Below are 660 nucleotides of genomic sequence, written 5' to 3'. Positions count from 1 at the left end.
GGGGGGGGGGGGCGGCAGTCGCGGCAGTATTTTGGACGCCAGCGGCGACGCCTGTCCCTCATGGTGCATATAGAGATGCATTTTTAAAATGCGTGAAATTATATGCAGGTCTGCCGCCCGATACGATACGATCGACCGATCCTACTCCTCCAGCAAAGACGCTCGGTAGACGGTCGGCGGCAGGCCGTACAGCCTGCGAAATTGCTTGGAGAAGTACAGAGGGTCCTGAAAGCCGACGGAAGCGGCGATTTGTTCCACCGTCAGCTCGTTTCGCTCGCGGAGGAGCTGACGGGCCTTATCGATGCGCAGCTGCAGCAGAAACGCGACGGGCGTCATCCCGGTATGCCGTTTGAATACGCGGGAAATATAAGCGCGGTTGAAGCCGAGCGTCTTTGCCATGCGCTCGATGGATACGGGCTCGGCGTATTGGGTGGACAAATAACGGATGACTTGCCGGACCAAGGCGCCGCCTTCGCCATCCGGCCGGATGCGCCGTTCCGCGGCCGGGCGGCCGGCATAGCCGAGCACAGCCAGGAGCAGCTGCAGGTAACCGGGAGCTTCGATATGGGCCAAGCCCCCCCCTTCGCGGAAGCAGCTGCGAATGCGGCCGATCAGCGCTGCGGGCCTGCGGCTCGTTCCGGTGTCGGCAACGGGCGTGTC

Annotated in this window: 1 protein-coding gene; it reads right to left on the bottom strand. The window is 62.6% G+C overall.

Annotated features, from left to right (window positions below):
* Window positions 1-141 precede the first annotated feature (141 nt).
* The coding region (locus BG52_RS12790) for a helix-turn-helix domain-containing protein (protein ID WP_144340818.1) at window positions 142-660 on the bottom strand (519 nt) is incomplete at its 5' end.

This window comes from Paenibacillus darwinianus, from assembly GCF_000598065.1.
GTDB classification, from domain to species: Bacteria; Bacillota; Bacilli; order Paenibacillales; family Paenibacillaceae; genus Paenibacillus_I; species Paenibacillus_I darwinianus.
This window is presented reverse-complemented; position numbering and strand designations above follow the sequence as displayed.